26 protein-coding genes and 1 riboswitch are annotated in these 24,739 nt (G+C 35.0%); of the genes, 14 read left to right on the forward strand and 12 right to left on the reverse strand.

Going from position 1 to position 24,739, the window contains the following annotated elements; genetic code table 11:
- Positions 1–4 precede the first annotated feature (4 nt).
- From MHH66_RS22600 to MHH66_RS22615, 4 genes are all read right to left on the reverse strand, one after another.
- A complete protein-coding gene (locus MHH66_RS22600; RefSeq protein ID WP_078184498.1) occupies positions 5–1,843 on the reverse strand; it encodes an ATP-binding protein in 1,839 nt (612 codons plus the stop codon).
- A complete protein-coding gene (locus MHH66_RS22605) occupies positions 1,836–3,038 on the reverse strand; it encodes a hypothetical protein (RefSeq protein ID WP_078184497.1) in 1,203 nt (400 codons plus the stop codon). Before MHH66_RS22605 ends, MHH66_RS22600 begins: the two co-directional genes overlap by 8 nt.
- A gap of 197 nt (positions 3,039–3,235) precedes the next feature.
- Complete coding sequence (gene spoVR, locus MHH66_RS22610; protein ID WP_078184496.1) at positions 3,236–4,651, reverse strand: stage V sporulation protein SpoVR; 1,416 nt, start codon at positions 4,649–4,651, stop codon at positions 3,236–3,238.
- A gap of 117 nt (positions 4,652–4,768) precedes the next feature.
- Positions 4,769–5,329, reverse strand: a complete 561-nt coding sequence (locus tag MHH66_RS22615; protein WP_002087479.1) for a nitroreductase family protein — start codon at positions 5,327–5,329, stop codon at positions 4,769–4,771.
- A gap of 231 nt (positions 5,330–5,560) precedes the next feature.
- Here MHH66_RS22615 and MHH66_RS22620 point away from each other — a divergent pair, with 231 nt between their 5' ends.
- The 9 genes from MHH66_RS22620 to MHH66_RS22660 all read left to right on the forward strand — a co-directional run bounded on the left by MHH66_RS22620 (position 5,561) and on the right by MHH66_RS22660 (position 12,251).
- A complete protein-coding gene (locus MHH66_RS22620; RefSeq protein WP_078184495.1) occupies positions 5,561–6,157 on the forward strand; it encodes a hypothetical protein in 597 nt (198 codons plus the stop codon).
- 124 nt (positions 6,158–6,281) lie between these two features.
- Positions 6,282–7,787 (forward strand): spore germination protein, encoded by a 1,506-nt coding sequence (locus MHH66_RS22625; protein WP_078184494.1) that lies wholly within the window; start codon positions 6,282–6,284, stop codon positions 7,785–7,787.
- Positions 7,784–8,866, forward strand: a complete 1,083-nt coding sequence (gerYC, locus tag MHH66_RS22630; RefSeq protein WP_002140451.1) for a spore germination protein GerYC — start codon at positions 7,784–7,786, stop codon at positions 8,864–8,866. The genes MHH66_RS22625 and gerYC overlap by 4 nt, the downstream gene beginning before the upstream one ends.
- 12 nt (positions 8,867–8,878) lie before the next feature.
- The gene (locus MHH66_RS22635) at positions 8,879–9,988 is read left to right on the forward strand and encodes a GerAB/ArcD/ProY family transporter (protein WP_078184493.1); all 1,110 of its coding nucleotides are present in this window, start codon (positions 8,879–8,881) and stop codon (positions 9,986–9,988) included.
- A gap of 45 nt (positions 9,989–10,033) precedes the next feature.
- The gene (locus MHH66_RS22640) at positions 10,034–10,543 is read left to right on the forward strand and encodes a PCYCGC domain-containing protein (protein WP_000761039.1); all 510 of its coding nucleotides are present in this window, start codon (positions 10,034–10,036) and stop codon (positions 10,541–10,543) included.
- 121 nt (positions 10,544–10,664) lie between these two features.
- Positions 10,665–10,913, forward strand: coding sequence for a YhdB family protein (locus MHH66_RS22645; RefSeq protein ID WP_001195459.1), 249 nt, complete (start codon positions 10,665–10,667; stop codon positions 10,911–10,913).
- Between the two features lie 165 nt (positions 10,914–11,078).
- A complete protein-coding gene (locus MHH66_RS22650) occupies positions 11,079–11,498 on the forward strand; it encodes a disulfide formation protein C (RefSeq protein WP_000532269.1) in 420 nt (139 codons plus the stop codon).
- 12 nt (positions 11,499–11,510) lie between these two features.
- Positions 11,511–11,963, forward strand: a complete 453-nt coding sequence (locus MHH66_RS22655) for a thioredoxin family protein (protein WP_002029885.1) — start codon at positions 11,511–11,513, stop codon at positions 11,961–11,963.
- 72 nt (positions 11,964–12,035) lie between these two features.
- Positions 12,036–12,251 carry a DUF1540 domain-containing protein gene (locus MHH66_RS22660; RefSeq protein ID WP_002029883.1) on the forward strand — a complete coding sequence of 72 codons (216 nt, stop codon included), beginning with the start codon at positions 12,036–12,038 and terminating at the stop codon, positions 12,249–12,251.
- A gap of 32 nt (positions 12,252–12,283) precedes the next feature.
- Here the strand turns inward: MHH66_RS22660 and MHH66_RS22665 are convergent, their stop codons facing one another.
- The 3 genes from MHH66_RS22665 to MHH66_RS22675 all read right to left on the reverse strand — a co-directional run bounded on the left by MHH66_RS22665 (position 12,284) and on the right by MHH66_RS22675 (position 14,700).
- Entirely contained in the window at positions 12,284–12,535 is a 252-nt protein-coding gene (locus MHH66_RS22665; protein WP_002029881.1) for a hypothetical protein, read from the reverse strand.
- A 163-nt stretch (positions 12,536–12,698) separates the two neighbouring features.
- Positions 12,699–13,460, reverse strand: a complete 762-nt coding sequence (locus MHH66_RS22670) for a L,D-transpeptidase (RefSeq protein WP_078184492.1) — start codon at positions 13,458–13,460, stop codon at positions 12,699–12,701.
- A 373-nt stretch (positions 13,461–13,833) separates the two neighbouring features.
- Entirely contained in the window at positions 13,834–14,700 is an 867-nt protein-coding gene (locus MHH66_RS22675) for an SDR family oxidoreductase (RefSeq protein WP_063218573.1), read from the reverse strand.
- A gap of 224 nt (positions 14,701–14,924) precedes the next feature.
- Here MHH66_RS22675 and MHH66_RS22680 point away from each other — a divergent pair, with 224 nt between their 5' ends.
- From MHH66_RS22680 to MHH66_RS22695, 4 genes are all read left to right on the forward strand, one after another.
- The gene (locus MHH66_RS22680; RefSeq protein ID WP_002029878.1) at positions 14,925–16,226 is read left to right on the forward strand and encodes an NCS2 family permease; all 1,302 of its coding nucleotides are present in this window, start codon (positions 14,925–14,927) and stop codon (positions 16,224–16,226) included.
- Between the two features lie 92 nt (positions 16,227–16,318).
- A riboswitch (SAM riboswitch) is annotated at positions 16,319–16,424 on the forward strand.
- A gap of 87 nt (positions 16,425–16,511) precedes the next feature.
- A complete protein-coding gene (locus tag MHH66_RS22685) occupies positions 16,512–17,624 on the forward strand; it encodes a sugar ABC transporter substrate-binding protein (RefSeq protein ID WP_002125355.1) in 1,113 nt (370 codons plus the stop codon).
- Positions 17,621–19,108, forward strand: a complete 1,488-nt coding sequence (locus tag MHH66_RS22690) for a sugar ABC transporter ATP-binding protein (RefSeq protein ID WP_063218572.1) — start codon at positions 17,621–17,623, stop codon at positions 19,106–19,108. Before MHH66_RS22685 ends, MHH66_RS22690 begins: the two co-directional genes overlap by 4 nt.
- Complete coding sequence (locus tag MHH66_RS22695; protein ID WP_001054974.1) at positions 19,092–20,087, forward strand: ABC transporter permease; 996 nt, start codon at positions 19,092–19,094, stop codon at positions 20,085–20,087. Before MHH66_RS22690 ends, MHH66_RS22695 begins: the two co-directional genes overlap by 17 nt.
- 27 nt (positions 20,088–20,114) lie before the next feature.
- On the opposite strand, the gene MHH66_RS22700 is transcribed toward MHH66_RS22695, so the two are convergent.
- The 4 genes from MHH66_RS22700 to MHH66_RS22715 form a co-directional block, all read right to left on the reverse strand.
- Positions 20,115–20,387 carry a hypothetical protein gene (locus tag MHH66_RS22700; protein WP_063218561.1) on the reverse strand — a complete coding sequence of 91 codons (273 nt, stop codon included), beginning with the start codon at positions 20,385–20,387 and terminating at the stop codon, positions 20,115–20,117.
- Positions 20,388–20,435: 48 nt separating this feature from the next.
- A complete protein-coding gene (locus tag MHH66_RS22705; RefSeq protein ID WP_000432819.1) occupies positions 20,436–20,639 on the reverse strand; it encodes a hypothetical protein in 204 nt (67 codons plus the stop codon).
- A gap of 127 nt (positions 20,640–20,766) precedes the next feature.
- A complete protein-coding gene (locus tag MHH66_RS22710) occupies positions 20,767–21,621 on the reverse strand; it encodes a patatin-like phospholipase family protein (RefSeq protein ID WP_002140445.1) in 855 nt (284 codons plus the stop codon).
- 130 nt (positions 21,622–21,751) lie between these two features.
- Positions 21,752–22,213: a MarR family transcriptional regulator gene (locus tag MHH66_RS22715; RefSeq protein WP_078184491.1), complete on the reverse strand. Its 462-nt coding sequence runs from the start codon at positions 22,211–22,213 to the stop codon at positions 21,752–21,754.
- 140 nt (positions 22,214–22,353) lie between these two features.
- On the opposite strand from MHH66_RS22715, the gene MHH66_RS22720 reads away from it, so the two are divergent.
- On the forward strand, positions 22,354–23,526 hold the full coding sequence (locus MHH66_RS22720) for an MFS transporter (RefSeq protein ID WP_078184490.1): 1,173 nt from the start codon (positions 22,354–22,356) through the stop codon (positions 23,524–23,526).
- A 19-nt stretch (positions 23,527–23,545) separates the two neighbouring features.
- On the opposite strand, the gene kdpDN is transcribed toward MHH66_RS22720, so the two are convergent.
- Positions 23,546–24,700, reverse strand: a complete 1,155-nt coding sequence (gene kdpDN / locus MHH66_RS22725) for a KdpD-like non-kinase potassium sensor (RefSeq protein WP_100248557.1) — start codon at positions 24,698–24,700, stop codon at positions 23,546–23,548.
- Between the last annotated feature and the right edge of the window lie 39 nt (positions 24,701–24,739).

A 24,739-nucleotide genomic window follows, 5' to 3' on the forward strand; every position in this document is an offset into this window, starting at 1 on the left:
TCAATCAATTAGTAACCTCTACTTTCACTTTTTCTTCATATATTTCCTTCCGCCATCTAGAAATAACATTCGTAAATTCAACCTCTTTCCAATCCGTCTGCCATTCGGTATGAAAATTAACGTTCTTAGATTCAGGCTCTGGATTAGGCCTTTCAGCTTTAGCAATACTCGGCATTATAACTGCATCTCCTACAATTACAAATTCTCCAGGTGCTAAATTAGGAAGTACATCAGCTATACCATTAGTTGTATCTGGCATTAACCTCTTTACATAGTTTTGATCATTGTAGTTTGTTAATCTTAAAGAAATAAAGTTATTACATTGGGCAAAGATTGTATCAGAAACCTCTGAAGGTCTTTGACTAACAACCATAAGACTTAAACCATATTTACGCCCTTCTTTTGCAATTCTTTCTAAGGATTTTTTAGAAGCTTTATATTGACTGCCATTTTCCTTCGGAATATAAATATGTGCCTCTTCGCATACAATTAATACAGGAATTTCATTCAAACGATCTTTCTCATGTTGAATTTTTGAATAATGAAAACAAAAATCAAAGACTAATCTAGATATCAAGCTAACAGAGATGTTTAATACTTCAAAGGGAATTCCACTTAAGTCAACAATACTTACATTTGCCTTATTTACATATCCCAAAAATTGCTTGATAATAAGTTCAAAATCATCCGTAGTATAATTTGAACTATCCTCTTTTGTATTATTCATGATAAAGCTTAATCGTTTATCATTTATTTTATTTTGTAATCTCATAATAAATCGATCAAACTCACCTTTAAACGGTCCGCCACTTGCTTTATTGTCCTTTGTATTTGACTGAGGTACAAATTCAAATAGTTCATTAAAATATTCTTCTCGATTAGTAATTAAACGTGTAGTATTATCGTGTAGTAATATTTTAGGCGTGTGTTCTCCAGGGTTTTTACTAACAACTTCATTGTTTAAATTTCCGATATAATTACACACCTCTTGGATATTAAAATAAACAGGCGTATCAAAAGCTATATCGTTCACATTTTGATTATATTTTTGTTTATTTAGAACAACTGCATTTCTAAACTGTGATATTTGATTATGTGAGTTTGCTTCATTACTTTCAATAAACATTGCTTCTAACTCTTCCGAATTCATTAACCAGTATGGCAAGATAAGATTTGAAACATTTAATTTATTTAAGTTAAATCCCTGTTCTTGAGACAAATTAAATGCTGCATTGTATTCCGCATGAATATCAAATATTATAATGTGCGAATTTTTTTGTTGCTCTTTAAAAACATTCTGTCCATTATTAATTCCAACACATTGCTGTAATAACTTAGCAACTGTACAAGATTTTCCTGCTCCCGTAGATCCTACAATCCCAACATGTTTACCAAAAAATTTATCTCCATCAATCTTTAAATCTATATTATTATTTTGTGTAAGCTTTCCAAAAGTAAAATTATGTTCACCATATGTTTCAAAAACACTCATTAAATCTGATTCTGTTACCAGAAAAACTGATTCTGTCGGAACTGGTAAACATGTATTCCCCCTTTGAAAAAACTCTTCTTCAATCGTTCCAATAGGTTGTGTATCTATTTGAAACTTGTAACCTTCAAAAGGATTTTCAGATTCGACTTCATTTTGCTCTACTTTCTTTATTGCCCTTACATTTAAAATACATGCCAAAATAAATCGATGATTTCCATCTTGAATCTTAATATACTTACCAATTTGTAAATTTTCTTTATTCCTATCAAAAACTTCAAATCCATCTAAACCTACTACAATATTATTTTGTGTACTCTCCAAAACAAATCCAATTCTTTCTTGCTCACTCATATGTAGCCCTCATTCCTAATATGTATTTAATCTCATCAAAAGTGCTCAATTCAATCTTTTCAACTTCAACATCTTTTATATCAATATCTAGATTATTACTAATGAGAAATAGATCATCGCATTTATGTTCCTTTATTACGTCAAAATTCGAATAATGTAATAATTTTACATCAAATTCTCTTTCTAGAATTTTACCATTCTTTGTTTTAACCATCGGTTCACGAACAAAGCGCGTTTTATAAAATGCCTGTCCAATCTTTCCAGTTTCTGTATTGATGCCTTTTTCAAATAAACGTCTTTCTATTTCCAAAAGTTTCTCTTTTGGGCAGTCAATACAAAATAATGGTGTTTTATTTTGTATCGGCTTAACAAAATATTTGTCACAATACTCTTTCATAAAATTCACAATATGTACATCGAAATCTTTAACAACATTATCCTTAATAACAAAGTATCTTGATCTAGAATTCTGTTGTAGGTTTATTCTCAATTGATCTTTTCTAGTCTTAAGAATCTGACGGTAATTTTTAAGTGCCATGGTCCACTTGGTAATTGCGGTTTTTCTGATTCGTTTAAGATTATGAATAAAATCCTTTTTTACAATGCCCCTCTGCTGCACTGTGTGTTTCGAACTAATTTCCGCTATTTTTTGAATGGCATTTGGATATAATAACGTCTCAATATCAACTTTATCAAACCCTTCCTGTTCAAATCGCTGTTGTATATCCTCAACTAGTTTTTCCATGGATGGTCCAAATTCCAATTCAAAACAACTTAAAAAATCATTGATTTTTAAATTCCCTTTCAATAGATTAATATACCTTTGGTAAGTTTTGTTTTTACTTTCGAATATTTCATTAATATGCTCTTCTGTTAACGCAAAAGTCGTTCCTTCATAATTAGGAAAATATGCAAAAAGAACATATTTAACATTTTTAGATACATTTCCATTTTGATAAAAATGCTCCATCATTTGTAACACTGGTTTATAGATGTCACTCAAATTAAAAACAGTTTTTGCTTCGTGATATTTACACTGAATAGCTCTAATTCCGTCTTCTACTGTTACATCTATATCTTCTACTATCCCCTCAACAGTAATTTCTGTTTCATCTGTACTATCTAATAATTCATACAAACCTTTATGAAATTGGTATAAAAAGCCTTGTACTGTATAATCCGCCGTTCTACTCAAATATTTTCTCTCCTTAGACTCACCGATACATAATATCAGTAATAAAAAATAAAAATACAAAATAATACTTATATTACCGTTTTATCACAAATTGAGCATTTATGAAACGAACATATTTTTAATTCTCAATTCTTTTCTATATCCTATATAAAAAGGTAGTTACCTTAGATATTATATATCCAAGGTAACTACCTTTTTCACACATACTTCCTATGCACCATCTTCCCATCATAAGAAAACACAACACCCTTACTCTCCACCATCGACTCCATATGCACTGTTCTTCCCCATAGCTGATGAAGATACGGTAATACTTTTTCTAAGTATTTTAAATCTAGTTCAATTCCTTCATAGCTATGTTTAATGTACAATTCCCCATTCTTTAAGTAGTCTCCATCTTCTACTACTAAGTACGGGAAACCTCCATTTGTACGCATATTTACAAGTTGATCACGCACATGCTCCCATTCTTTATCAATTACTTTATATTCTTTTCCTTGGCGCTGGAATAAGTACATATCTTCTCTCATTACAAGTTTTTTATTTAAATAGTTTCTTAGGAACGATACATCCCATTCAATTTCCCGTACTTCAAAGATTTTGTCACGACCAGAACCAGGTTTCACACCGCGTCGTTTCATTTCTTCTGTCGGGTTGTTATAGCGCTCTTCAATATCTTCGAACATTTTAATACCGAGGTAGTATGGATTAATACTTGTTTTTGATGGCTGTACGACACCTGCATTTAATTTCGCAAATTCAATTGCTTCACCAGATGTTAAGTCCATTTCACGAAGTATGCGTTGATGCCAGAAGGAAGCCCAACCTTCATTCATAATCTTCGTTTCAAGCTGTGGCCAGAAGTATAACATTTCTTCACGCATCATCGTTAATATGTCGCGCTGCCACTCTTCTAGCTCACGGCTATATTCTTCAATAAAGAGGAGTAAATCTTTTTCTGGCTGCGGTGGGATTTTCTTCTTTTTATGCATATTAGGTCGTTCTCTCTTTTTGTTTCGATCATCTAAATTCCATAAATCATCGTACTGTGATATCTTTTTCTTTTCTACATCCTCTTCTAAATCTTCAATACTCCATGCAAGTTTCGGACGCATAAGCGATGGATCAATATGTTCTTGAATGGCAAGTACGGCATCTAAAAATGTTTCTACCTCTTCTCTTCCATACTTATGTTCATACGCCTTCACACGATCTGCTGTCGCTGCCATACTCTCCACCATATCGCGTTTCGTATTAGAAAAACGAATATTATTTTTGAAGAAATCACAATGTGCTAAAACGTGCGCCACGATTAATTTATTTTGAATTAAAGAATTCGTATCTAATAAAAAGGCGTAACATGGATCAGAGTTAATAACGAGTTCATAAATTTTACTAAGTCCTAAATCGTATTGTAATTTCATTCTGAAAAATTGCTTTCCAAAACTCCAATGCGAAAACCTCGTCGGCATCCCATATGCACCAAATGTATAGATAATTTCCGCTGGACATACTTCATAGCGCATCGGATAAAAATCAAGACCAAATCCAGTCGCAATTTCCGTAATTTCAGCAATCGCATATTGTAGTGCTTTATCATCACTTGCTCTCATTATTTTCCCTCCTTACACTTTCCCTTAAGAAAGTGTATGATGAGGAACAAGCTTTCATGAGGATTGATTGCATAATAAAAAGACACCCTCTAAAAAAACGAGAATGCCTCTTTCTAATTAACCTTCAATAATCTCCATCTTCTCCGTAATCGGCGTACGCGCTTTTCCTTCTGGTGCTTTATCGAAATAGCCGATATGAAGAATTCCAATGATGCGTTGGCCTCGTGTTAAACCAATTCCTTCTATAAATAGTGGATTGTAGTTTAATCCACCTGATTTCCAAACACAGCCTAATCCGCGTTCCCAAGCAAGTAATTGGAAGTTTTGCATAAATGCACATGTTGCAGCGTAATCTTCGTCACGTTGAATTTGACGCGGATCTTCATTAATGTAAACAACGATTTGTGCAGGTGTGCTTAAGAAACGATCAGATAAAATCTTGCCGCGTTTCGCTCTTTCTTCTTCTGTGAAAGAGTTTAGTACTGCGTCTACTAATTTCTGACGGCCTTCTCCAATGTATAATTTACAATTCCATGGTTCACGGTGTTTATGATTCGGTGCCCATGTTGCGTCGTTTAATAGTTCAATTAATAGCTCTTTTTCTACTGCTTTATCTGTAAATGTACGAACAGAACGTCTTTCTTTAATAACGTTTGCGATGGAAGTATATGTAGTCATATTTTTCTCTCCCTTATTTTTATCTATATGTATAAATCCGTCATTGATATTGATTTTCAATTTCGATTATAACCTAGTTTTTCACTATTAATCAATGTTTTATGTTGGAAAACCATGAAAAACTTCTTTTTATACTGTGAATAAAAAAACTTAACTTGTTCACAAGTTTTTCACATTTTATGGAAATGATATGTGTAAGTTTTCCACATTACCCATCTAGGAGGAGTTTACATGTATAAGAAAATCGTAGTAAGTATGACTATGGCAGCATTATTGTGCGGGATATCTGTCTTTCCTGCTTCCGCTGCCACGCCAAAAGAAGTAACAATGCACCCTCATAAGCCTATTTCAGAAGAAGAAATGCAGTCGCTCGAAAAACTCGGCTATAATAAACATGAAATTTGGAAAGCTGCCCACATTGCAAGAATAAGTAAAAAAGAAATTAAGGACGTTTTAGCTTACTATAAGCAAAATAAATCTTGGGAGAAAACAGCCGAGCATTTCGGTGTAGACCCAAGTAAATTGAAAAAGCATCATATGAATAAAGAAACGAAAAAAGCACTACTGCAAAAATTAGCAAATATGCAAAAGTCCACACCAGATGGACTGAAACAAAAAATGAAAGAATATAACATCGGCTTACGCCAACTTACCGTGTTAACAATCATCTCTCAAAAAAGTAATACCCCTCTTGACGATGTACTAAAAATGAAAAAAGATGGGATGGATATTAAACAAATTGCGGAAAAATTAAATGTTAAAAAAGAAGATATACGGGCAGAAATGATTAAATTAGTGAAGTCTATTAAAGAAAAGAAAACAAATTAGCCTGTCAAAAAGGAAGAGATATTCAATACTCTTCCTTTTCTTTATGAACTTTCAATTTTCAAGTATAAATTCCCGTCTTTCCCAAAAACTAACATAAGAAAATGATGTAGTAAGGGGTGAGAAAATGTTTCGTTTATCGTCTAAAAAGAAGAAAAAAACAATCTGTTCCATTCCAGAGTTTATCCATACTATGAAAGAATCGAGTGATTTCGTTTCTTATAACATCGTAGAAGATGGGACATTATGTTTGTTTTACTATAAATCTACGGCTGAATCACTCCTCATTAATCGATTCATTTTAACACCTATAAAAAGAGAATTAGATCACATTGAAAATATAAGTGATATAGCAAATATCGTCACACTTGAGGAGATTATCACTGGCCCTACTATTGATGATATTCGTGAAAAATTATTAAGTGGGTATGTACTTATTCAGCTAAAAAATGATTCTCACTCAGCAGAATATGCACTTATTCGTGCTGAAAGTTCAGTTTTAGGTACAAGGTTATATAACGATACAGAGAATGAATATAGTGTCATCGGTCCAAAAGTCGGCTTCGTTGAGAATATCGATACAAATATACACTTACTTCGGCGAAATATCGTCACAGAACAATTAGTTTTCAAAGAAGTTATAGTTGGTTCTATATCAAAAACAAAAGTCGTAGTTGCTTACATCGAAGATATTACGAATGAGCAGCACGTTAATACTGCGATGCAGCGCCTACAAGACATTGACTTTGATGTTCCTTTCGATGCAACTATGATTGAACAGTTTATTAGTGATAACAGCAACTCTCCCTTCCCTGTTTTACTCCCTACAGAGCGTTTAGATCGCTCCGTTTATGCATTATTGAATGGAGGAGTCGTCATTTTAACAGACGGTTCACCTTACGCATTATCTGGACCAGCGACATTACTCGATTTCTTCGTCTCTCCAGAAGATTATTATTTACCATGGATAGCAGGCTCATTTCTTCGAATGGTTCGCTTTTTCGGAGCAGCATTCTCGCTATTTTCATCAGCTATTTATACAGCTGTATTAACGTATCACTATCAAATGATTCCTGCGGATTTACTAGGTCCGATTATTTTTTCAAGAGCTAATGTACCATTTCCGCCCATTTTAGAAGCACTTTTTTTAGAAATCACAATCGAATTGCTCCGTGAAGCTGGAGCACGATTACCTACAAAAGTTGGACAAACAATCGGCATCGTTGGCGGGATTGTAATTGGCCAAGCATCTGTTCAGGCTGCTTTAACGAGTACCATTTTATTAATTGCAGTTGCTTTATCAGCACTCGCTTCTTTTACAACACCAACTGTAAAAATGTCTTCTACTATCCGGATACTACGATTTCCACTTATTCTTTTAGCTGGTGCATTTGGGGGCTTAGGTCTCATTGTAGGATTCGTACTCATATTAGCTCATTTAATTCGCTTAAAATCACTTGGATCACCTTATTTATTACCTCTATATCCATTTCGCGGTTTAGGAACGGCAGAAGGTCTCTTTCGCTTGCCATTTAGTCAAACTGCAGGACGTGCCTCTTTTCTAAGACCAAAAAAGAAATGGCGCTATGATCCAAACAAAGCGAAAGAAAAACATGATGGTGAAGAGAAATGAAAAATACTTTATTATGCTTTTCCATTATCATTTTAATTTTCCAATCCGGCTGTACACAACCGAATATAGTAGACACACAGCGAATGATTCATATAGGTGGATTTGATATAACGAAAGATAAAAAATTTCGCGGGACAATCTTATATCCCGATTACACAAAAGGCGTTCAATCAAAACCAGAAACTCAGTCAACTACCGCAGATACAATTGAAACAATTTCTTCACTTCTAAACGCCAAATCACCACATACGATCGCTGTAGGTCAAATGCGTGTTGTCCTATTTGGAAAATCATTTGGTGAACGTGGAATTGGGGATGTTATTAACAACTTACAACGTGATCCTAATATTGGCCGAGATGTGCAACTAGCGCTTGTAGATGGTTCAACAGAAGAATTACTTAAACATGTCAAAACGAATGGATCGCTATATCTATCTGATTTACTGGAGCAAAATATAGAAACCGAGACAATCCCTCGGACAGCTTTAAATATTTTTTTATATAACTTTTATTCATCTGGATGCGATCCATTTCTTCCTTATATTAAAGTTGATGAAGACAAGTCTGCTTCCATTAAAGGAATTGCTTTTTTAAAAAAGGATAAAGTGGTTATGTACACAGATAAAAAAGGATCTTTTTTATTAAAACTACTCATTAATCCAACTAAAAATGGTCGTTACGAAGTTCCGATACGTCAAGGTAAGCATAAAGGATTGATCGCTACTCAAAACTTATCCGGGAAAAGTTTTTGTTCTCTTTCCCAAAACGGTGACATTCCGAAAGTTAACATCCACTTAAAGTTAAACGGACTTATAAAAAATGCTCCCGACTGGCTCGATTTAGCAAAGCACGAAAATATAACTTACGTAAAAAAACATGTAGAAAAAACGCTTGAGAAGCATTTAAACGAATTAATAAAACAATTCCAAGAAAAAGAAATCGATCCGATAGGTATACAAGAAGAAATTCGTAGTCATTCAAGAAAATGGACTATAAAACAAATTCAAGAAATGTACCCTAATGTAGACGTTGCTGTTCATGTGCAAATCAATGTCGTGCAATCTGGTATCGGAGAATAGTGAGGTGCTGTAATGGCTGGACAAGATAAAACACATACTGTTTCCCCTTATTTCACATTTCTTTTATTACACTCCCTTCAAATTGGAGTAGGTGTGTTAGGATACCAAAGGATTATTGCGCAATATGCCGGTTATGATTCTTGGATTTCTCTTATTATTGCGGGCATTGCAACTCATATCGTGCTATTTTGCATGCTTAAAATGTTAGAAAAAGATAATGATTTAATGAATATTCATACGACATGTTTCGGAAAGTGGATTGGAACATTTTTGTCCGTATGCTTTGCTGCATACCTTCTATTATTTTGCCTTACTGTCCTTCGTACATATATTGAAGTCATTCAAGTTTGGGTCTTCCCTACAATTAAACCGTGGAAATTAACTTTATTATTTTTACTTGTGACTTACTACGTAATTAAAGGTGGTTTTCGCTCTGTAACAGGAATATGTTTTTGGGGCGTCGTAATACCGATTTTCGTCCTATTTTTCTTAGTTTTCCCAATGAAATACGCGCATGTCCGTAACATTCTCCCAATTCTAACTCATTCACCTTTAGAAATTCTAACTGCAGCGAAATCATCTGCATTAGAATTTCTTGGATTTGAAGCAATTCTTGTTTTTTATCCATTTATAAAAAAAGAAAAATCATTAAATAAATGGGCGCACGGTGGTATTGCTTTTACAACAATTCTATACGTAATACTAGCCATTGTTTCCCTTATGTACTATAGCCAAGGACAACTACATCATACAATTTGGCCAACATTAACAATGCTAAAAATCATAAAGATTCCTTTTATCCAAAGGTTTGAGTACATCATTATTTTCATGTGGTATCTTATTATTTTACCTAATCTTTGTTTAACAATTTGGTCTTCTTGTTGCATTAGTAAAAGGTCTTTTCACGTACCATTTAAAATTACACTTCCATTTTTTATTGCAGCTATATTTATTTCATCCTTATTTTTCACAAACCGTGAAAGTATCAATACATTAAATACAGTACTGTCTCAAGCTGGTTTATATATTGTATACGCTTATATCCCAATTTTATTTCTATTCCATTCACTACGATGGCGCTTCAAAAATCAGTCGAAAAAATCTTCACCCGACACACCATGATATTTGATACAATTTGGTTAATACATTTGTAAAGGGGACAAGCGAATGAAAAAGTATGTATTTTCTTTACTTGCAGTACTGAGCCTAATTCTTGCTGGATGCGGGAGTACTAGTACAAATGAAAAAAAATCTTCTGAATCAAAAGAAGAGCATGACCACGCATCACATACTCAGCAAGCTGATATTCAAGAAAAGACAAAAGGAGTCGACACACTCCCTACCTTCCTAGACAAGCTTGATCCGCAAATGAAAGATATCTACACTGTCGCTGGACAAAATGCAGAGCTATTAGATTGGATTCCATGTTACTGCGGTTGCGGTGAGAGTGTAGGACATAAAAACAATAAAAACTGCTTTATTCGTGAAATTAAAAAGAATGGTGAAGTTGTTTGGGATTCCCACGCAACAACTTGTGTCAACTGCCTAGAAATCGCGGTTGAATCGGCTTCCATGAAACAAAAAGGAAAATCAACGCTCGAAATTCGTAACTATATCGACAATAAATACAAAGAAGGGTATGGCAAGCCAACACCTACGCCAATGCCAAAAGCATAAAAACGAGGAAATCCCTCGTTTTTCTCTTTTCATTCACCTTTTTTCTTAACAAATTCTTTCAAGTGTATTTCTCCTTACTTGTCACACACTATATATAACTCCTCGGTAAGGAGGGTACACAGTGCAAACATATAACGACTATGATAAAGCTCTCTATTACACGTATTGCTGTAATTGGGATAAATTACTCGTTCTCATGGTTCAAACGAACGATCAATTATTTTCTAAGCGTATTGAGCATTTTTTACACGCTTATCAATACAGTAAAGAACTACCAGAAGTTGATAAACAATTGCAGCTCCTATTTCAATATATTGACCACGCATCCCAAAAGTCACATGTAGAAGAAGTAGAGCAAATTCAAATGTAAAATATAGCGCTATTCTCTTTATGAGAATAGCGCTTTTTTAAAATGTTTATATCAATAAAAGTTTCTCCTTATAAAACTTTTATTGATAAACATATTTTTTCTTTCTTTTCCCTACCACTTCATACTATAATTTAGTATGTAACTATTATAAGTGAGGTATAAAATATGGGACGAGAAAAAAAGCAAGAATATGCTTTACTTACTGCATGGGGAGCTTCGTTTATTGCTACATTAGGAAGTCTATACTTTTCCGAAATTATGAAATTTGAGCCTTGTGTCCTTTGTTGGTATCAACGTATTTTTATGTATCCATTTGTTTTATGGCTCGGTATCGCTGTAGTAAAGAAAGACTATCGCATTGCAAGTTATTCTTTACCAATCGCAAGTATTGGTGCTTGTATTTCTTTATATCACTATGCAATTCAAAAAATCGCAGCATTTTCAGCTGCTGGGGCAGCTTGCGGCCGCGTACCTTGTACGGGAGAATACATAAACTGGTTCGGCTTTGTGACAATCCCGTTTTTAGCACTTATCGGCTTTATCACAATCGCTGTTTGTAGCTTCATCGTAATTAAAAACAAATAAGGAGATGAAAGAATGAAAAAAATGCTTATATTTGGCGGTATTATTATCGCCTTGTTTGCAGCAATTTTCGCTGTAACACAAATGGAAGAAAAAAATGCTTCAACAAGCCAAAAAATTGATAATGCTACTAGTCAAACAGATGGTTCTGACTACTACACAAATAAAATCTCTCTTTCAGATCTCCAAAAGAATTTAAAAGAGAAAAAAGAAGAAACAGTATACTTTTATCAAACATCTTGCGTTCATTGCCAAAAATTATCTCCTATCGTAGTACCAATGGCTAAAGACTTGAATGTTGATATGAAAGTTATGGATATTGAAAAATTAGATGCTCCTTGGGATGAATATAAAATTAAAGGAACTCCAACAATCATTCATTTTAAAGACGGTAAAGAAGTGAGCCGTATTAGCGGCGAACAACCGGAAGACAAATTAAAAGAGTGGCTTGAGCAAACGAAAAAATAATAAGAAAAGGAAACTCCTTCTATACATGAAATGGGCGTAAAATCCCACACTAATGTATGAGGAGGGGGTTTTATGCCAGAAGTGAAATGCTCTGTTTCCAATTGCTCATTTTGGGGACAAGGTAACCTTTGTCAAGCAAGTGCAATCGTTGTTCAACCTGATGCACAAGAAGCAGGTCAAATTGAAAACAGTTCATATACAAACGCTACTTTAACAAACGAGACGCTTGAAAGTTCTGTAACAACGAGTGTAGAAACGTGTTGTCATACATTTAAACCGAAATATTAAACGTAAAAGCATACGATTAGTCGTATGCTTTTTTACATTCCTCTCCAAACATCATGCATCATAAAAAAGTACAAAATAACGAGAAGGACCGTCCCGCATAAAGTAATGCGCCGATATACACTCTTCTCCCCTTCCCTCGCTTTAACAAATGCCCAAATAAATCCAACGAACAATATTAAATCAATATATGGAACATAAAAGGAGAAGACGAGTAACGCATATAAATACACGATAAATAAACAAGTCGTGATTAAGAAAATTTTAAATGCAAATTCACTTTTCATAATGTGACCGCCCCCCAGTCTGTACTGTATTATATTCAGCAAAACATAATAGTTGCTGTTCCAATTTTTTTATCTCACTATTTACAGGCGCGCGATTGGTATGAAATCATTAAAACCAACTAAACTTCATCACAAATAAGCTACCGCCTATACACGGTAGCTATTATGGAACATTATATTTCCTTTTATATATGTTACTTAAAATCGAATAAGGTAATTGCTCATAACGAATTTTTTCTCCCGTTACATCTACAATATACAAATTGTTTCCTATATAATAGGTTCCATCTTTTCGTTTTGAATACACTGTATATTTTTCATTTGGCAATACCGTTTTTACTTTCGTCAATTGTCCATTTGGTTCTTGCCAATATATATTTACACGATCTACTAACGTAAGCATTCCAATTTGTTCTTCTTCTACTTTACGACCATTCCAACTCACAACCCGATAACCAAGCTTATACGCTTCATATTCGGGACCCGTATGAAAACGAGAAATAATTACTTTCGTCTGTAATTGTACCCGGTCGTATAACCATTGTATGTCCCGATCGTGCATGCGAATACAACCATTCGACTCCCTGCTTCCAATCGTCCATTCCCGATTTGTTCCATGAATTGCATATTCCTTTTTATCTAGACCTAACCACCTCGTACCGAGAGGGTTATTCGGAGCACCCCCAGCTATTTTTTTACGATGGTATTCTTTATTTTTATATTTAGTTATAATACAAAAATTACCCTCAGGCGTCGGGGTCCTGTCTTTTCCTGTCGTTATCGGAAATGTTCTAGTATAGTTTCCATCTTCAAAAAAAGACAGCTGATTCGTCGTAAGGTTAACTAATATTAAATGATCTGTATTAGCAAAAACGCTAGCTGGCAGGCAGAAAAATAGGATTACGATAAACCATACTTTCTTCATCTAAATCCTCCCTAGCACTAACATCATAATAAAGTGAAACTTTACTCGTCGTGGGATTTTGTCCATCCCCACTGATTATTAGCCTTCACCAATCGAGCATTTACGGACATTTATCTCCCACCTAACTTCCTTGTATTCACCGAATTGTTAGGTAGGGGTCTTACTGCCCGCAAATAGCGGGATAAAGTGAAACTTTAATCAGTGGGGGTTTTGTTCATCCCCCACTGATTATTAGCCTTCGCCAATCGGGCATTTACGGGCAGTTAATCTCCCACCTAACTTCTGTGCTCCACCTGAATTTTGAGGTGGAATTTTACTGCCCGTTAATGCGGGATAAATACAATTAACTTTACTTTGCTCTTATAAATGAAAACTATCCATTCACAATTACTCCACCATTCACATGCATCATCTGTCCCGTTACATATGCCGAATCACTAGACGCTAAATATACATATGCAGGCGCTAATTCATACGGCTGACCAGGCCTTTGCATAGGAACATTACTCCCAAACTGTGATACTTTTTTCTCATCAAAACTGGATGGAATAAGCGGTGTCCAAATTGGGCCTGGTGCAACACCATTTACACGAATTCCCTTTTGTACTAACGACTGAGAGAGCGATCTTGTAAAAGCGACAATCGCTCCTTTCGTTGCAGAATAATCAATCAACATTTCATTTCCTTCATACGCAACGATAGATGCCGTGTTTATAATTACATCCCCTTGCTTTAAATGAGAGAGGGCTGCTTTTGTAACATGAAAATAAGAAAAAATATTAATACGGAACGTTTTTTCTAACTGTTCCGCTGTAATATACTCTAGCCCTTGCTGCGGATATTGCTGTGCGACGTTATTCACAAGAACATTTAGCCCCCCTAGCTGCTGGGCGGTCTCTTCTACAATCTCTTTACAATGTTGTTCATTACTCAAATCTCCCGGCAATAATACACAATTCACGCCTTCTTTTTCCACAAGTTGTTTCGTCTCAGTTGCATCTTCGTCCTCATCTAAATAAGCAATCGCAATATTTGCTCCCTCTTTTGCAAAAGCGATAGAAACAGCTCTTCCAATCCCGCTATCTCCTCCTGTAATTAATACATTCTTTCCTTTTAACCTTTCACTTCCTTTATAATTTGGATCTTCAAACTTTGGAAGAGGATTCATTAACGATTCAATACCAGGTTGTTTATTTTGATGTTGTGCTGGCATTGTTAAAAAGTTTTTTTGCTGCGGCATAACTTCCTTCAACTCCTTTCCCCTTATAATGCGCACAATAAAAAAAACTACTTACACATTAAAGAACCGCAATGCACACACAGTTTTACGATTAATATTCGAATTTACGACATAAAATATGAGTTGTTCTAAAGTTTTTATGCAAAACTATTGCAAAATAGTTAAAAAACGAATATTATATATAACTGTTGTGAAAATTATTCGTAAAAAGAAAGGATGTTTATATGTTTAACCTTTCAAAACATAAAACTTCTATTAAAACTGAAATTATGGCAGGTATTATTACCTTTTTAACAATGGCATATATCATTGTCGTAAACCCTGTCATCCTTGGGGATGCAGGTGTTCCGTTTGAACAAGCATTTACAGCTACAATTATCGCTGCTGTTGTCGGAACATTATTTATGGCGATCTTTACTAATTTACCAATCGCAATTGCACCAGGTATGGGATTAAATGCTTACTTCTCTTATTCTGTTGTAAAAGCCCATGAAGGCATGACTTTCGCAATTGCATTCTCTGCTGTATTCGTAGCAGGTATGATTTTAATTTTGTTATCATTCACATCTTTCCGTACGAAATTAATGGAAGTAATTCCTGAGAACTTAAAACATGCACTTACTGCTGGTATCGGTCTTTTTATTGCTTTTATCGGTTTGCGCTTAACGGGAATTGTTACAAAAAATGATGCAAACTTAGTTGGGCTTGGCGATCTTCACTCTGCTCCAGTTCTACTAGCATTAGCTGGCCTTGGAATTACAATTATCCTTATGTCTTTAAATATAAACGGGGCACTATTTATCGGAATGTTATTAACTGGTATTATCGCTTACTTCACAGGTCAATTAACATTCTCAAGCGGCGTTACATCAATGCCTGGATTACCAGAAGGAATTATCGTTTCAAATCCAATTACTGCTGTATCTGATGTAATTAACTACGGATTATACGGCGTTGTCTTCTCATTCTTCCTTGTTACACTATTTGATACAACAGGTACACTACTTGGCGTTGCACAACAAGGTGGATTTATGAAAGATGGAAAGCTTCCAAAAGCAGGACGAGCTCTTCTATCTGACTCATTCTCAGCAACAATTGGAGCTATGTTCGGAACAACACCATCAACAGCTTACATTGAATCATCTGCTGGTGTTGCAGCTGGTGGTCGTACTGGTTTAACAACTGTTACAGTAGCTGTTCTATTTGCATTAGCAGCATTCTTCGGACCGTTAGTGAGCGCTGTTTCTGGCGTTTCAGCTATTACAGCACCATCACTAATTATCGTTGGTAGTCTTATGATGGGCTCAGTTCGCCACATCGATTGGGATACATTCGATGAAGCATTCCCAGCATTTTTAGTAATCTTAAGCATGCCACTTACATCAAGTATCTCAACAGGTATTGCACTTGGATTTATTTCATACCCACTTATGAAAGTGGCAAAAGGACAATTCCGTGCTGTTCACCCACTTGTGTATTTATTCGGGATCTTGTTCGCTTATCAATTAGTTTTCTTACCACATTAAAATCCCTCGTTGTGAGGGATTTTTTATTTACAAAAAAACATTTGACAACAGCATACACTTATGGAATAATTCGAAATAGTTAAATATTCGATGTCTTATCAAGAGCAGGTGGAGGGATGAGCCCTACGAAGCCCGGCAACCGACCCATTTATGGGCACGGTGCTAATTCTTACAACACATTGTGTTGAAAGATAAGAGTAATATGATAAGACGTCTTTTCTATATGAAAAGACGTTTTTATTTTCACTCCCTCCTCTCTTTTCTTAATTTAGGAGGGATTTTTTTATGAAAAAATTATGTTCCACCGTACTCATTATTCTCTTACTCGCATTAACAGCTTGCACAAATGAACAAGATGCTATCTCTTCACAAAAGCAACAAACGGTGAAGAAAGAAACTACTACAGCAGCAAATCATTTACAAACAGAAATTCCAAGCCAAGTAAAAAAGCCATTAAAAATCGCATTAATTATGCAAATGTCCATCGGAACTTTTTCCTCTCAATATATTGAGGGTGTCAAAAAACAAGTCGAGCTATTCGGCGGCAGTGTGCAAGTCTACAATTCTGATAATGATTTAGCAAAAATGGCAGCAAATCTAGATACTGCTATTAATTCAAAAGTTGATGGTATTTTAATTGATCACGGTCGCTCTGAAGCACTAAAACCCGGAGTAGAAAAAGCATTACAAGCGAATATTCCTGTAGTTGCATTTGATAACGACCTACGCTTACCAGGCGTAACGATTATTGATCAAGATGACTATAGTCTTGCATGGAAATCATTAAAAACGTTAGCGGAAGATCTGAATGGACAAGGGAATATCGCCGTCGTATGGGTTGGCGGATTTGCTCCAATGGAACGTCGCAATGTTATCATTGATGCTTTTTATAAACGTTATCCAAATATAAAAGAAGTTGCACGCTTTGGTACCGCTAGTAATAACACACCACTTGATACGCAAACACAAGTAGAGGCTTTACTAAAAAAATATCCGAAAAAAGGTGATTTACAAGCTATTTTCGCTTCGTGGGATGAGTTTGCTAAGGGGGCCGTCAAAGCACTCGAACAAGCTGGTCGTACAGATATAAAAGTATACAGCATTGACTTAAGTAATGAAGATTTACAACTCATGCAAAAAGAAAATTCACCTTGGACTGCTACGGCTGCAACCGATCCAGCTGAAGTCGGTAAAGTTCAAGTGCGTTTCTTATACAAGAAAATCGCTGGTGAACAAACGCCAGATATTTATTCACTAGAACCTTATTTAGTAAAGAAAAATAGTTTGCCACAAGAAAATATAACGATGGATCAATTATCAAAACATATAAACGGTTGGGGAGACTCGAAAGATGCATATTCACCTTGGATGAAAAAATTAGAGAAGGAGAAAAAATGATGACATTCTCTCTTCAAAACATTACACATTCTTATCACATCTCTACCCCTGTACTAGAAAATGTTTCTATTAACATACAAAAAGGAAAAGTTCACGCTTTACTAGGAATGAATGGTGCAGGAAAAAGTACTTTACTAAAAATAGCAACTGGTGAAATTCAACCAGTTGCTGGGAATATAAAAATTGATAATCAGTCTATTTCCTTTACTTCACCACGCGATGCAAAAAAGCATGGTATTTCTTTCGTAACACAAGAAGTGGATCACGGACTTATTCCTGGATTATCTGTATTAGAAAATGTACTAATCGATCATTTAGCAATGCAAAATAAAGTACTATTTTCAAAGTCAAAATTAGTCTCACTCGCTAAACAACATTTGCAAACTGTACAGGCTGATTTAAATGTTTCGGAAGATGTTTCAAACTGCTCATTACATGAAAAACAATTACTTCTTATCGCAAGAGCTTTATCCAACAATACAAATTATCTTTTATTAGATGAGCCTACTTCTTCTCTTGGACCGAAAGAAGTTGAAACCTTCGGGCAACTATTAAAAGATTTAACATTGAAAGGAATTGGCATCATCTTAATTTCTCATCGTTTATCAGAGATTCGAAATTTCGCGGATGATGTAACCGTATTACATAACGGTAAAGTTGCAATTTCTGAAGCGATTACAAAGGTTACAGATCAACAAATTGTGGAAGCGATGACTGGAAAACAACTTACACTTCCTATTAATACAGCGCCAAAACGAGGGAACAAAGAATTATTTAAAGTACAAGAACTTCCATTACACAAAGACCATTCTCCTCTTTCTCTCACCGTACGGAAAGGTGAAACTGTTGTGATATACGGATTAATTGGCAGTGGCAAAACAACACTTGCTGAAACGTTATTTGGTACTCGTCATACTTATCACGCAGAAATAGATGGTCAAACAATAACAATTAAAACACCGCGAGATGCGATTAAAGCAAAGATCGCACTTGTACCAGAGGAAAGAAGAAAACAAGGCGTATTTCTTTCGGAAGATATTATAAGCCACACTAATTTACACCAATCAGGTTGGAGACGAAAGCAAACCGAAGTAAATAATGCTACTACAGCAATTTCTTCTTTCAGCATTTCACCCAATGACCCAAAAGCATTTATTCATTCACTTAGCGGTGGAAACCAGCAAAAAGTCTCCATTGCAAAGTGGCATGGATTCAAACCGAATCTATTTCTTTTGGACGAGCCAACTAAAGGTGTAGACATAGCTGCAAAACAAGACATTTTTCAATTCATTCGTAACATTACTGAAAACGGAAGTTCCGTAATTTACTTCACAGGAGAACAAGATGAAGCACTACATATCGCTGATCGCATTCTTATACTCGCAAACGGAGAATTTGTAGGTGAATACTTACCAGACGAACTATCTCCTGAACAGCTTTTACATTTATCTGAAGGGAGTTATTCCATTGAATCTCGTTCATAAAACAAAAACTAAGAAACTATATTTACCTACTCATCTTTTTTATCAATTTAGTACGATTGCTATCATTATAGGTGTTACAATTTTCTTCTCTATCGTCAACGATTCTTTTTTAACATACAACAATATTAGTGATATTTTACGTTCCATTTCTATCGTAACGTTACTTGCAATTGGTGTTACCTTTACATTAATTGTAGATGGATTTGATTTATCAGTCGGCTCTACCGCTAGTTTAGCAACCATTGCCGCTGCTTCCTGTCTCATTTTATATCGACAAGAACTATTAGTCACACTCCTTGTTCCTATTCTTTGTGGGCTATTAGTTGGATTATTAAATGCACTACTCGTTATCCGAATTAAACTACCAGATTTACTAGCTACATTAAGTATCATGTATATCGTGAATGGACTACACTTAACATTTTCAAAAGGATCTTCTATTTATGAAGGAATGTCTGGTGCCAAAGGACATTTTATTCCATCCTTTTTATTTATCGGTCAAGGTTCTGTGTTAGGAATTCCAGTCCCTGTCATTATCATGCTTATCGTCGTTTTAATTGCATATGTATTTTTAGAAAAAACAACGTACGGTCGTTTCTTTTATATGACAGGTGGGAATCGAGAAGCTGCTAGACTAGCTGGTATTCCTACTGATCGTTACCGTGTATATGCTTATATGATTAGCGGTTTACTTGCCTCTATTGGCGGTATTATTCTATGTAGCCGCGTTGGAACAGGACAAGTTTCAGCTGGCGCCCCATTATTAATGGATGCAGTTGCAGCTGCCTATATCGGTTATGCAATGTTCGGTGCTAAGAAACCAAATGTCATCGGAACATTTCTTGGTTCCGTATTAATTGGAATCATATTAAACGGCCTTACAATGATGAACGTTCCTTATTATGCGCAAGATATCATTAAAGGCAGTATTTTAATTGCAGCTTTAGCCTTTTCATTTATTAAAAAGAAGCGTAAATAAAAAAGTAGCGCATCGAATTCCGATGCGCTACTTTCCTTTTGCAACAATCACACGAACTACTTTCAACGCAAAAAGCAAAAGACCGTTCGCTATTGCTGTAACACCTAAGAAGATTGCTATCATAGGCTCTCCCATTCCGTTATTAAATATAAAAATAATAGAAGAAATGCAAGCCAAAATAAACAATATGAACGCTGGTATATATTTAATAAAAGGCTTCTCAAATGATCTTTTAGAAAGAAGAAATGTAATTAACAATGTCATAATAAAAACAAAATATACCGCAAATAAAAAAGTCATATGAAAGCCTCCTCTACGACCAAACTACTTAAAAGAGGTTAGAAACCTTTAATATTTCTCATTTACCTGCAATTCTTTACTATACTTTTGAATGAATACTGATGAAATAACCATTACCATTCCTATACTAAAACCAATAAGCTGATCTAATAACATTTCATCATGAATGAACCAGCGCAGTAGAAATACGCCACCAAAAATAAGCAACATTGTAAATCCAGTATGTCTAAGCCCTTTATATACATTTTCCATATGTATCACCTCTCTACATAATTTTATCCATATTATACCATAATCCCAAAATGTATATAACCAACATTCGGTATTGAAACCACTAATAAAAAAGGCTGCAGAGAACTCCTTCTCCACAGCCTAATTATTATTTTTGCAAAAACGCCTGTAAATCTGCAAATTGTCTCTTTGCATCTTCATAGCCTTGCTCATATAAACTTTGTAATTTAGCCGTATCCTTTTCCATACGATCTACTTGAAGCGGCACTTCTGGGCGAATAACAAATAAATTACCAGCTTGCTCTTCTTTTTCAATGTAGTGAAGTGTTTCATTATACACTTCATAACGATTCAGCATCGTATTTACAAGGTTTGGATACTTCTTATAAGCCTTTGCTGCAATCCAACCAAATTTTGATTTTTTCTTCGCGTAACCATGATTTCTCGTCAAAATAACGACTGATTTTTTAAATCCATCTTCCTGTGCTTTACGAACTGGAATCGGATCTGAAATCCCGCCATCTAACAATTGCTTACCTCGGTAGTTTACTGCCGGTGCAATGAAAGGTAATGAACTAGATGCTTGCAATAAATTTAGTGCATCATCATTCGTTCCCTCTTTTTCAAAATAAACAGACTGTCCTGTTTCACAATCAGTTGTTCCTACAAGGAAACGCTCTGGACTATTAAAGTATGTTTCAAAATCAAACGGTACATGCTTTTCTGGAATTTCATGAAAAATGAATTCCATATCAAATAGCTGACGTTTTTTCCACAAGTTTTTATACGATAAATACTGCGGATGTGATGCATAATCAATATTTACTGTTTTATTTCTATTTCTTTGTCTGGAAAGATACGACGCTGCATGACAAGCACCAGCTGATACACCAATTACATATGGAAAATATAAATCTTGTTCCATAAAATATTCTAATATCCCGCCCGTATATACACCACGCATACCGCCGCCTTCTAATACTAACCCCGTATTTTCAAGCATGTTATTCTCTCCTCTTTATATATATTGACTCTTTAATTATTCACTATGTTAAGTATCTTTTTCTATTATATATGAGTTCTTTCAGAAATTATATTGAAAAGGCTTGAAATGGAGGGGTTTTTTCTTCCAATTATATTTCCAAATGACCAGAGATATCCTTTATAAACCTTTGAATAAAATCTTGCTCTTCTTTCGTATATCCATCTAAAAGTAACAGCCACTTTTCTTCAGCTTGTTTATGCAATTTTTCATGAGCTTTATATATTTCATTTCCTCTTTCCGTTAAGCGGAAGAAAATTTCTTTTTGATTATCTAACATTTGCATTTTCTCAACGAATTGCTTTTGAAACAACTTTGTACAAATTTTAGAGATTGCACCCTTCGTCATTCCCATTTTTGTCGTAATAGCAGTTACATTCATGAGACCATTTTTTCCGATACACTCGATAACATGTAATTCAGATAGAGACATACCACTTACACCTGTCTCACGAAGAAACTTTTCATTATTTTCTTTCAAATGCTCTTCTTTTTTATGAAAAAGTGTACGAATATCCGAAAGTATTTCCATTTGTTTCGCTGTACGTTCCAATCCGTTCGCCTCCTAAGTTTCCAAAGAAACAATTTAACTATATACCATTTTAAAATCATTTCTCCATCTTTACAAGTGAGAAAATCATGTTAAAATTAATTTAGTTTCCAAGGAAACTAAATAACAAGGAGGTTAGCATTATGGAAAAAACCAAACTGAATTTCATTTTATATGTTGTCTGTATTAGTGCCTTACTCGGTTCCTTCGCTCAAAATATTTACACACCGATCTTACCGATGATTCAAAATTCGTTTCATACTTCTCTTTATCTTGCAAATTTAACCGTTTCACTTTTCACATTCGTTCTTGCGATTATGCAGCTCATATATGGACCTTTAATTGATACAAAGGGACGAAAATCTGTCCTTATCCCTAGTTTAATCATTAGTACAATCGGCTCAATTGGTTGTGCTTTCTCACCAAACATTTACTTATTTCTTTTTTTTAGAGCTGTTCAAGCTATAGGAATAGCGGCTATACCTGTAGTTGCAGCAACGATTATCGGTGATTTATTTGAAGGAAAAGAACGCGGAGAAGCGATGAGCCTTTATCAAATGTTACTTGCTCTCGCACCTGCGATCGGCCCTCTCATAGGTGGTTATCTCGGCAGTATAAATGGCCACTTATCTGTATTTCTGTTTTTATCCACAATTGGCATAATCTTATTAATTATAAACATTTCACTACTTCCAGAAACAAATGTAATTGAGAAACCTAAAGCAAAAAAGAATTACTGGCTTATCTTAAAAAATGAAACTGGATTTTCCATTACACTTATTGGCTTTATTCAATTTTGTATATATTTCTGTTTCCTCGTTTTTTTACCTAGCATATTAACAAATATATTTCATCTAAGCGCAAGTGAAATTGGTCTTATGTTTGTACCGATGTCCCTTTCTCTTATGTTAGGAAGCTATTGCTACAAATTTTTGCAAAAACATTTCACAACAAAGCAGGCTTTATTCATCACTAGTTTCTTCAATATTATATGTGTCACTTTATTCTCTTTCACATATAGCATCAATATCCCATCCGTAATTATCGTTACCTCTTTATACGGTTTTAGTATGGGACTTTCCATGCCGACTCACGCTACTTTATTAACGGAAGAATTCGTACAAGAACGCGCAACTGCCATCGGTATGTACAACTTCATTCGCTATCTTGGTATGGGTACAGGGCCTATTGTAGGTGGGTTTCTTTTATTTAATCAAAATTACTTTTGGATTTTCTTCCTAGGGGCAATTATATTTCTACTTATAGTTTTACACGCAAGGAAAATGCTACATTCCCATGCTGCACAAAGAGCTTAAGAGACCTATAGATGGTCTCTTAAGCTCTTTGATCAGCGACGATATGAATATCAATATACTTCGTCTGTCTCATAATTTCATTTACAATAGAACCTTTTCGTATTTCCTCCCACCGTGTTCTCGCCGATTGCCCGAGTAAAACTTGTGTCACCTGTAGTCTGTTCGCGACTTCAATAATAACATCAGCTGGCTTTCTTCCGTTCGCCTCTTCTAATACAAAGCTCGCATCAAATTGATTCGTTAGCGATTTCCACTCTTCAATTGTTTGCTTTTTCCCTGCTGAAAGGGAATCTATATTTTCCCTTTCTACGTTTAACACATACAATTCAGCGTTTAACCGATCGGCCATGCGCCATCCCCGTCTTATTAATTTCTCTGCTGTTGAACTGTATTGTACACAAACGAGAATTTTCTCTTTCACACCGATTGGTTCTATAACGGTTTGACTAATTTTCTCATCCATATCATCTGCAACTTCGCGAAGCGATAATTCCCTTAGTGCGCCTAAATTATTAAGCGTGAAGAAATTTTGTAAGCTTTGCTCTATTTTTTCTTCCTTATATATTTTTCCATCTATTAATCTCTTCCTTAGCACTTCCGGCGTTGCATCAACGAGCTGAATTTCATTTGCTTTTTGTAAAATAAAATCTGGAATACGCTCTCTTACTTTTACATTCGTAATTTGAGCTACAATATCATGAACGCTTTCTAAATGTTGAATATTAAACGCTGATAATACAGATATACCCGCATCTAACAATTCCTGTACATCCATGTACCGTTTCTTATTTTTAGATCCAGGAATATTACTATGTGCAAGTTCATCCACTACAACTACTTGCGGCGCACGCTTTATAATTTCTTCCACATTAAGCTCATAAAATACTTTCCCTTTATACTGTATTTCTTTTAAAGGAACTTTTTCTAAATCAGCAATTGCTTCTTCCGTCTCGATTCTGCCGTGCGTTTCAATTAAACCAATGACAATATCCATACCATCTTTTTTCATTTCTCTAGCATCATAGAGCATTTTATAACTTTTCCCTACTCCTGGAGCCGCACCTACGTATAGCTTTAACTTCCCGCGATTTTGCTGCTGAATATATTCTAAATACTCTTCTGGCGTTCGCCTTTGAAACGTCGGTTTATAGTTATCCGCATACAAAACACTCACAACCTTTCTTTCGAAACAACGCTACCTCAATCCGTTAGA

The sequence above is a fragment of the Bacillus sp. FSL H8-0492 genome (genome assembly GCF_038006145.1).
Classification (GTDB): Bacteria; Bacillota; Bacilli; order Bacillales; family Bacillaceae_G; genus Bacillus_A; species Bacillus_A mycoides.

Excerpts from the sequence above, each read along its gene's own strand:
- MHH66_RS22600 (WP_078184498.1), bottom strand. The coding sequence starts at position 1,843 with ATGAGTGAGCAAGAAAGAATTGGATTTGTTTTGGAGAGTACACAAAAT.
- spoVR (WP_078184496.1), bottom strand. The coding sequence starts at position 4,651 with ATGAGAGCAAGTGATGATAAAGCACTACAATATGCGATTGCTGAAATT.
- MHH66_RS22615 (WP_002087479.1), bottom strand. The coding sequence starts at position 5,329 with ATGACTACATATACTTCCATCGCAAACGTTATTAAAGAAAGACGTTCT.
- MHH66_RS22620 (WP_078184495.1), top strand. The coding sequence starts at position 5,561 with ATGTATAAGAAAATCGTAGTAAGTATGACTATGGCAGCATTATTGTGC.
- MHH66_RS22625 (WP_078184494.1), top strand. The coding sequence starts at position 6,282 with ATGTTTCGTTTATCGTCTAAAAAGAAGAAAAAAACAATCTGTTCCATT.
- gerYC (WP_002140451.1), top strand. The coding sequence starts at position 7,784 with ATGAAAAATACTTTATTATGCTTTTCCATTATCATTTTAATTTTCCAA.
- MHH66_RS22635 (WP_078184493.1), top strand. The coding sequence starts at position 8,879 with ATGGCTGGACAAGATAAAACACATACTGTTTCCCCTTATTTCACATTT.
- MHH66_RS22640 (WP_000761039.1), top strand. The coding sequence starts at position 10,034 with ATGAAAAAGTATGTATTTTCTTTACTTGCAGTACTGAGCCTAATTCTT.
- MHH66_RS22650 (WP_000532269.1), top strand. The coding sequence starts at position 11,079 with ATGGGACGAGAAAAAAAGCAAGAATATGCTTTACTTACTGCATGGGGA.
- MHH66_RS22655 (WP_002029885.1), top strand. The coding sequence starts at position 11,511 with ATGAAAAAAATGCTTATATTTGGCGGTATTATTATCGCCTTGTTTGCA.
- MHH66_RS22660 (WP_002029883.1), top strand. The coding sequence starts at position 12,036 with ATGCCAGAAGTGAAATGCTCTGTTTCCAATTGCTCATTTTGGGGACAA.
- MHH66_RS22665 (WP_002029881.1), bottom strand. The coding sequence starts at position 12,535 with ATGAAAAGTGAATTTGCATTTAAAATTTTCTTAATCACGACTTGTTTA.
- MHH66_RS22670 (WP_078184492.1), bottom strand. The coding sequence starts at position 13,460 with ATGAAGAAAGTATGGTTTATCGTAATCCTATTTTTCTGCCTGCCAGCT.
- MHH66_RS22675 (WP_063218573.1), bottom strand. The coding sequence starts at position 14,700 with ATGCCGCAGCAAAAAAACTTTTTAACAATGCCAGCACAACATCAAAAT.
- MHH66_RS22680 (WP_002029878.1), top strand. The coding sequence starts at position 14,925 with ATGTTTAACCTTTCAAAACATAAAACTTCTATTAAAACTGAAATTATG.
- MHH66_RS22685 (WP_002125355.1), top strand. The coding sequence starts at position 16,512 with ATGAAAAAATTATGTTCCACCGTACTCATTATTCTCTTACTCGCATTA.
- MHH66_RS22690 (WP_063218572.1), top strand. The coding sequence starts at position 17,621 with ATGATGACATTCTCTCTTCAAAACATTACACATTCTTATCACATCTCT.
- MHH66_RS22700 (WP_063218561.1), bottom strand. The coding sequence starts at position 20,387 with ATGACTTTTTTATTTGCGGTATATTTTGTTTTTATTATGACATTGTTA.
- MHH66_RS22705 (WP_000432819.1), bottom strand. The coding sequence starts at position 20,639 with ATGGAAAATGTATATAAAGGGCTTAGACATACTGGATTTACAATGTTG.
- MHH66_RS22710 (WP_002140445.1), bottom strand. The coding sequence starts at position 21,621 with ATGCTTGAAAATACGGGGTTAGTATTAGAAGGCGGCGGTATGCGTGGT.
- MHH66_RS22720 (WP_078184490.1), top strand. The coding sequence starts at position 22,354 with ATGGAAAAAACCAAACTGAATTTCATTTTATATGTTGTCTGTATTAGT.